This is a genomic window from Pseudomonas sp. Pseusp97, assembly GCF_047304025.1.
Classification (GTDB): domain Bacteria; phylum Pseudomonadota; class Gammaproteobacteria; order Pseudomonadales; family Pseudomonadaceae; genus Pseudomonas.
In genome coordinates, this window is sequence record NZ_JBGLYK010000262.1 from 1 (window position 1) to 6,981 (window position 6,981).

Annotated in this window: 6 protein-coding genes; 1 reads left to right on the forward strand and 5 read right to left on the reverse strand. The window is 67.4% G+C overall.

The genetic code is table 11. The features are described from left to right. Positions 1–108: 108 nt before the first annotated feature. From ACCC94_RS26295 to ACCC94_RS26315, 5 genes are all read right to left on the reverse strand, one after another. A complete protein-coding gene (locus ACCC94_RS26295) occupies positions 109–999 on the reverse strand; it encodes an EamA family transporter (RefSeq protein WP_413352546.1) in 891 nt (296 codons plus the stop codon). 331 nt (positions 1,000–1,330) lie between these two features. Further along, positions 1,331–1,882, reverse strand: a complete 552-nt coding sequence (locus ACCC94_RS26300; RefSeq protein WP_413352547.1) for a nucleotidyltransferase family protein — start codon at positions 1,880–1,882, stop codon at positions 1,331–1,333. A 5-nt stretch (positions 1,883–1,887) separates the two neighbouring features. Then, positions 1,888–2,784, reverse strand: a complete 897-nt coding sequence (locus ACCC94_RS26305) for a PA4780 family RIO1-like protein kinase (RefSeq protein ID WP_413352548.1) — start codon at positions 2,782–2,784, stop codon at positions 1,888–1,890. 72 nt (positions 2,785–2,856) lie between these two features. Next, complete coding sequence (locus ACCC94_RS26310; RefSeq protein ID WP_413352549.1) at positions 2,857–4,038, reverse strand: two-component system response regulator; 1,182 nt, start codon at positions 4,036–4,038, stop codon at positions 2,857–2,859. Positions 4,039–4,123: 85 nt separating this feature from the next. Next, positions 4,124–6,475 carry an ATP-binding protein gene (locus ACCC94_RS26315; protein WP_413352550.1) on the reverse strand — a complete coding sequence of 784 codons (2,352 nt, stop codon included), beginning with the start codon at positions 6,473–6,475 and terminating at the stop codon, positions 4,124–4,126. Between the two features lie 135 nt (positions 6,476–6,610). On the opposite strand from ACCC94_RS26315, the gene ACCC94_RS26320 reads away from it, so the two are divergent. After that, positions 6,611–6,981 (forward strand): Ada metal-binding domain-containing protein (locus tag ACCC94_RS26320; protein WP_413352551.1); only part of this gene is annotated, 371 nt, incomplete at its 3' end.

The window sequence follows — 6,981 nt, forward strand, 5'->3', positions numbered from 1 at the left end:
CTCGCGGCGAGTCTCCGGACGTGCGTGCCGAGCCCGTTCCACAAACTAGCGGCCCCCCCCCCTCCGTGGCGGGTGCCTGCAACACCCCCCCGCTCCTACAGATAGCTATCAGCCCTGCGCGTTGGCAACGGCGCGGCGGCGCCAGAGGGAAGCCGGCAGCACGGTCACGGCAAGGCCGACGAACACCAGCACGCAGGCCATCCAGTCCTGGGTGGTGAGGGCCTCGCCGAGGAACAGCCAGCCCGACAGCAGGCCGGACACCGGCACGGCCAGGGCGAAAGGCGTGACCTGGCTGGCGGGATAGCGGCGCAGCAGGAAGCTCCACAGGCCGAAGCCGACGGTGGTGGCGAGGAAGGCGATATAGAGCAGTGCGCCCGCCCCGCCCCAGCTGATATTCAGCACGGCGTGTTCGATAGCTTCCGGGCCTTCGAAAATCCACGACAGCACCAGCAGCGGCAATGGCGGGATCAGGCTGACCCAGCTGATCAGCCGCAGCATGTCGCTGGCGCCGGAGCGCTTGGTGGCGATGTTGGAGAAGGCCCAGGCCAGCGCGGCGGCGATCACCAGCAGGAAGGCCAGCAGGCTGTCGCCCAGGGGGCGCTCCAGGCCGATCAGCAGCAGGCCGCCAGCGGCCAGCGCCAGGCCGATCAGTGCGCGCGGGCTGGGACGCTCGCCGAGGAAGGCGGCGGCGATCAGCACGGTGAAGAACACCTGGCTCTGCAGCACCAGCGACGACAGGCCGGCGGGCATGCCGATGTGCATGCCGACGAACAGCAGGCCGAACTTGACCACACCCAGCAGCACGCCGATCTGCACGATGCGCCAGAACGGCGCCGGCAGCGGGCCGCGCAGGAAGATCAGCGGCAGCGCCGCCAGGGCGAAGCGCAGGGCGCAGAACAGCAGCGGCGGGAAGTCGTGCAGGCCGACCTTGATCACGACAAAGTTGACGCCCCAGATCAGGGTGACCAGCAAGGCAAGGAGGACGTGGCGGAGAGGCATGGCAGAGCGCTCGGGGTGGGATCGGGCAAAACTACCAGCCGACGTCTGAAATGTATGGATACAGTTGTGGGCTTACAGTTTTTTCGCAGGACCGGACGGGAATCCGGACAGTCTGCCCCCAGACCCAAGAAGGAACCGTTCGTAGGATGGCGTGGAGCGCAGCGATACCCATCAATCCCGGCGAACGGCAGCATGGGTATCGCTGCGCTCCACCCATCCTACGCAGAGCGGAACGGCACCCGGTGGCAAATTCTGTAGGAGCGAGCTTGCTCGCGAACGAGTTCACCGGCGAGAGCCACCGAGCAAGGCGGGTTCGCGAGCAAGCTCGCTCCTACGGGTGTTCGATCTTCAGCTTCGGCCAGCGCGCCGGCCAGTTCTTGGCGGCAATGCGCTCGCGGTAGATGTGCGGCTTGGCGCGGAAGTGCCCGGTGGGGCGGACGCGCAGCGCCCAGATGTCGTCGACGCCCAGCGGCGCCAGCAGTTCCAGGGACTCGCCGCGAAGCCGCACCGCCACCGCCGTGCAGACTTCCGGCCAATGGCACATTGCATCGGCGCAATCCCGGTAGGGGCAATCAGCGTTGCGCAAATGCATCCGCGCCTGGTTTCGCACTGACCAGGGCGCGTCAGGGCAGGCCTCCAGCAGCTTACGCTCCCACGCGCCGTCCGCCTCGGGCTCCAGGCGGTCGGCTGAGAAATACAGCACATCGATATCGCTGAGCGGCGTGGCTTCGCGGTAGTCGTGCAGGGCGTCCCACACCGCGTTGCGCACGAAACCGGCGGCGATCCAGGCGCCTTCCGGGCCGTGATCGCGCACAACGCGCAGCAGGTGCAGGCGTTCGGGCTGCCCGGCGATAAGTGCAAGAAGCTCCGATTCGCCAGGCAACGGACTCAGCCCTGCTCCCACGGCGGAGGTGGCGGCTCCTCGCGCTGCGGCGGGGCATCCTGGGCGGCGCGGCCGGCTTCGCGGCGTTCCTGCTCGCGCATGGCCTCGGCGATTTCACGCAGTACCGAATCCACGTCCGCCTCGTCTTCCGGATCATCGAAATGCCCGGTCAGCGGGGTGTCCGGCTGCAGCTTGCCGTCCTCGTAGAGCGCCCACATTTCCTTGGCGTAGTGGGTGTACTTGAGCTCGGGAGCGAAACGGCCGAAGTAGGCGGCCATGTTGCCCACGTCACGCTCGAGCATACGGAAGGCGTGGTTGTTGCCGGCGGCATCCACGGCCTGCGGCAGGTCGATGATCACCGGGCCGTCCGGCCCGACCAGCACGTTGAATTCCGACAGGTCGCCGTGCACGAGGCCGGCGCAGAGCATCATGACGATCTGGCGGATGAGGAATTCGTGGAAGTCGCGGGCCAGCTCGGGCTCCATCACCACGTCGTTCAGACGCGGAGCGGCGTCGCCCTCTTCGTCGGCGACCATCTCCATCAGCAGCACGCCGTCGAGGAAATCGTACGGCTTGGGCACGCGCACGCCGGCATTGGCCAGGCGGAACAGCGCGGCCACCTCGGCGTTCTGCCAGGCATCCTCCTGCTCCTTGCGGCCGTACTTGGTGCCCTTGGCCATGGCGCGCGCCTGGCGGCTGTTGCGCACCTTGCGGCCTTCCTGGTATTCGGCGGCCTGGCGGAAGCTGCGCTTGTTGGCTTCCTTGTAGACCTTGGCGCAGCGCAGCTCGGTGCCGCAGCGCACCACGTAGACTGCTGCTTCCTTGCCGCTCATCAGCGGGCGCAATACTTCATCGATCAGGCCGTCTTCGATCAGCGGCTCTAGGCGTTTCGGGGTCTTCATCGGGCTTCCTGGCGTACCTCTCTGGGGCGCTGCGCTCCTTATACGGCAAACGTCGACGACCGCCCAGCGCGATCAGGGTTCGGGCGGGGTCAGCTCGATGCTTTCGGTCACGGCATCCTCGAGTCGTTGCAGTTCGAGCCCCAGCGCTTCATCGCTGTCGGCGTAACGCTGGGCGATGTTGGCGAAGCCTTCGGCGACCTCGCTGAAGGCCTCGACCACGCGGGGGTCGAACTGGCTGCCGGCGCCGGCCCTGATGCGCTCGGCGGCTTCTTCCGGGGTCAGCGAGGAGCGATAGGCGTGGCGGCAGGTGTACTCGTCGTAGCAGTCGATCAACGACAGCATCCGGGCGCCCAGGGGGATCTGCTCGCCGGACAGGCCCTCGGGAAAACCGCCGCCGTCCCAGTGTTCATGGTGGCTGTAGGCGATTTCCTTGGCAAAACGCAGAAACTCCGCCGGCGAGCCCAGCTTGCGCTCCGCCGCCGCCAGCGCATCGCGGCCGACGGTGGTGTGGCTTTCGAGGATCAGCCGGTCGGCCTCTTCCAGTTGGCCCGGGCTGTGCAGGATACGGTCGGGCACGGCGACCTTGCCGATATCGTGCAATTGCGCCGAGCGCACCAGCAGCTCGATGTTTTCCACGGACAGCTCGGCGGCGAACTTGGGGTGCAGCGACAGCGAGCTGCCCAGCAGCCGCATGTAGTGCTCGATACGCACCAGGTGATTGCTGTGCGGGTTGTCGCGCAGGTCGCAGAGCGTCGCCATGGCTTCGAGCGTGGCGTCCTGGATCGCCTGCAGCTCCCGGGCGCGGCGGCGAACTTCCAGTTCCAGGTACTCGCTCTTGTCGCGCAGGAAGTCGGCGTTGGCCTTGAGGTTCAGGTGCGCGCGGATACGCGCCAGGGTCACCGGCGGGCTGATCGGCTTGGTCAGGTAGTCCACCGCGCCCAGGTCCAGGCCTTTCTGCTCGTCGGCCGCGCTGACCATGCCGGTGAGGAAGATCACCGGGATGTCGCGCGTCAGCGGGTCGGCCTTGAGCTGGCGGCAGACTTCGTAGCCGTCCATTTCCGGCATCATGATGTCCAGCAGCACCAGGTCCGGGCGCGGTTCGCTCTGCATCAGGCGCAGTGCCTTCGGCCCACTGGACGCCACGCGCACCTGATAGCGATCCATGAGCAGCTCGCTCATCAGCATCAGGTTGTCGGGTTGGTCGTCCACCACCAGGATCATCTCCTGCTCCGGCCGGTCCAGCATGCTATCCATCGCAACTCCTCGCATCGGTCAGATTCGTGACATGCCATTGCGGGATCGGACCACGCCCCCGTTCGCGCGTTCCTGCCCCGCCGTTCTATATCCGGATGTCGCGCTCCCTCGCGAGATTCACCAGGCTTTCCAGGGCTCGCTCGAACTCGAACCGCCGCACGCTCGTGGCGATGCCCTCGTAGCCCTCATTGAAGACGCTGCGCAGCAGGCTTGCACGTTCGCCGAGCAAGCGCCCGGCGCGCGGATCGTCCGCCGCCAGCAGGTGCGCCAGGCGCCGGCAGACCTGTTCGACCTCGGCGTCGTTGCCGCTTTCGCGCAGCGCCGGCGCGGCCGCCGACGTCGGCAGCAGCGGTACCGGCAAGGGTTCGTGGCTGATGTTCTGCAGGCTCAGGCTGACCGAGTCGTCCACCCGCCCCAGCGGCAGCCGGCACCAGAACAGGCTGCCGCGACCGGATTCGCTTTCCACCCCGACGCTGCCGCCCATCGCTTCCGCCAGCTTGCGGCAGATCGCCAGGCCCAGGCCCGAGCCACCGTAGCGCCGGGTGATCGAGCTGTCCGCCTGCTGGAAGGATTCGAACAGGCGCTCCTGCTGCACCGCGGAGATGCCGATGCCGGTGTCACGGAAGGCGAAGTACAGCTGCAGGCTGTCCTCGTCCTCCTCTTCCAGGCGGACGATCATCACCACCTCGCCCCGCTCGGTGAATTTCAACGCGTTGTTGCCGTAGTTCATCAGGATCTGTCGCAAACGAAGCGAATCGCCCACCACCTGCGCGGGCACCCGCGGGTCTATCTCGCAGCGCACCGTCAGCCCCTTGCTCGCCGCGCGGATGTTGAACAGGTCGAACAGCTCGCCGAGCAGTCGCTCCAGGTCGAAGGCGATGTGCTCGAACTCCAGCTTGCCGGCCTCCACGCGGGACAGGTCGAGGATGTCGCTGATCAGCTCCAGCAGGTACTGGCCCGAGCCCTGGATCTTGCCCAGGTAGTCCACCTGCTGCGGGTCCAGGGTGGTTTCCTGGAGCAGGTGCGCCAGGCCGATGATGATGTTCAGCGGCGTGCGGATCTCGTGGCTCATGTTGGCGAGGAAATCGCTCTTGAGCTGCGCCGCCTCCTCGGCCAGGTCGCGCGCCTGGGCCAGCGCCAGCTCGGTGGCCTTGCGCGCGGTGACGTCGCGACTGACACCCACCAGCCCCAGCAGCCGGCCCTGGTCGTCATGGAAGGCACTGCGCAGGGTGTCGAACAGCACCCGTCGGCCATCGGGATAGACCACCCAGCCTTCGCTGGCGAAGGGCTGGCTTTCGGTCAGCGCCTGGCGGTCGCGGTCCTGGCGGCCGGCGCCGGCTGCGCGGCTGAACAGCTGCTGGTCGCTGCGGCCGACGATGTCTTCCGGCGCGCGTCCCAGGCAGTCGGCAAAGGCCTGGTTCACCCCCAGGTAGCGGCCCTGGGTATCCTTGAACCAGATCGGGTCGGGAATCGAGTTGATCAGCGCCAGCAGCGTGCTGCGCTGGCGGCGCTCCTCCGCCTCGGCGCGGGCGCGCTCGGTCACCTGGATCGACAACCGGCGGTTCCACACCAGCACGAAGGTCAGCAGGGCGAGGACGCCCACCACCCAGGGCCAGGCGATCTGCAGCAGGTGCATCCAGTCGAAGACATCCAGCGCCGGCAACCAGCGCGCCTGGATCGCCTCCTGCTCGTTGCGCGTGATGCTGCCCAGCGCGCGGTCCAGCAGCGGCACCAGCGGGTCCAGCTCCTTGCGGGTGGCGAAGCGCACCTGGCTGTTGCCCAGCCCGCTGTCGCCGCGCACTTCCAGGTTGGACAGGTCGAGTTGCTCGATCAGGAAGGTGGTGGTGATGAGGTTGCCCACGTACGCATCGGCACGCCCGGTGGAAACGGCCTTGAGCGCGCTGGGGGAATCCTCTACCAGCACGAAGTCGATCCCCGGCACCGCCTTGCTCAGCAGCTCGTGGACGGCGTAGCCATGCTCCACCGCCACCCGGCGTCCGGACAGATCGTCCAGCGTGCGGATGGTGCTGTCGCGCCGGGCGAAGATCAGGCTGCTGCTGGTGACGTAGGGTTGGGTGAAGCTCAGGAAGCGCTGGCGCTCTTCGGTTGCGGCCATGGACGGCAACAGGTCCACCTCGCCGGCCTTCACCGCTGCCAGCACTTCCTCCCAGGTGTTGTAGAGCACCGGCTGGATGCGCATGCCCAGACGTTCGGACATCAATTGCAGGTAATCGGCGCTGATGCCGTGGAACTGGTCGAACTCGTCGATCACCTCGAACGGCGGCCAGCCGGCACGGAACAGCCCCACGCGGATCGGCTCGTGGGCGGCGATGAAGGCGTGTTCCTGCTCGTTCAGTGCGACGCCCGCGGCACGGACCTGGGCGCACAGCGCGAGGAGCAGCAGGACGGAGCACAGGCAGAGTCGGCGCAAGGACATGGGTTCTTCTTCAGGCGATACCCAGCAAGCGTAGCCCCTGCCGCCGCGCTTCGAGTTTGAAAACGCGATGCGGATTGCTGCACTTCGTGTCGGGACGGACAATCTCCTCAACAGCCATTGCCCTGGAGAGCTGCCATGACGACCTTCCCACTCGACCCCGAGCGCTGCTGGCAGGCGGTCTGCGAGCGCGACGCGCGCTATGAGGGACGTTTCGTCTTCAGCGTGCGCTCCACGGGCGTGTACTGCCGGCCGAACTGCCCGGCGCGCCGGCCATCAAGGGAGAACGTGGCTTTCCACACCGCCCCCGACGCGGCCGAAGCGGCCGGCTTCCGCCCCTGCAAACGCTGCTCGCCGCGTGGACCTAGCCCGCGCGAGCAGCTGGATGCGCTAGTCGCGGCGGCCTGCGAGCTGCTCGACAAGGCCGAGAAGCCGCCAACCCTGGACGAACTGGCCGGGCGCATCGGCCTGTCCGCCTCGCACCTGGCCCGTGCCTTCAAGGCCCGCAC

Bases quoted from the DNA above. Each gene is read 5' to 3' on its own strand.
- ACCC94_RS26295 (WP_413352546.1), bottom strand. From the start codon at position 999: ATGCCTCTCCGCCACGTCCTCCTTGCCTTGCTGGTCACCCTGATCTGG.
- ACCC94_RS26305 (WP_413352548.1), bottom strand. From the start codon at position 2,784: ATGAAGACCCCGAAACGCCTAGAGCCGCTGATCGAAGACGGCCTGATC.
- ACCC94_RS26310 (WP_413352549.1), bottom strand. From the start codon at position 4,038: ATGGATAGCATGCTGGACCGGCCGGAGCAGGAGATGATCCTGGTGGTG.
- ACCC94_RS26315 (WP_413352550.1), bottom strand. From the start codon at position 6,475: ATGTCCTTGCGCCGACTCTGCCTGTGCTCCGTCCTGCTGCTCCTCGCG.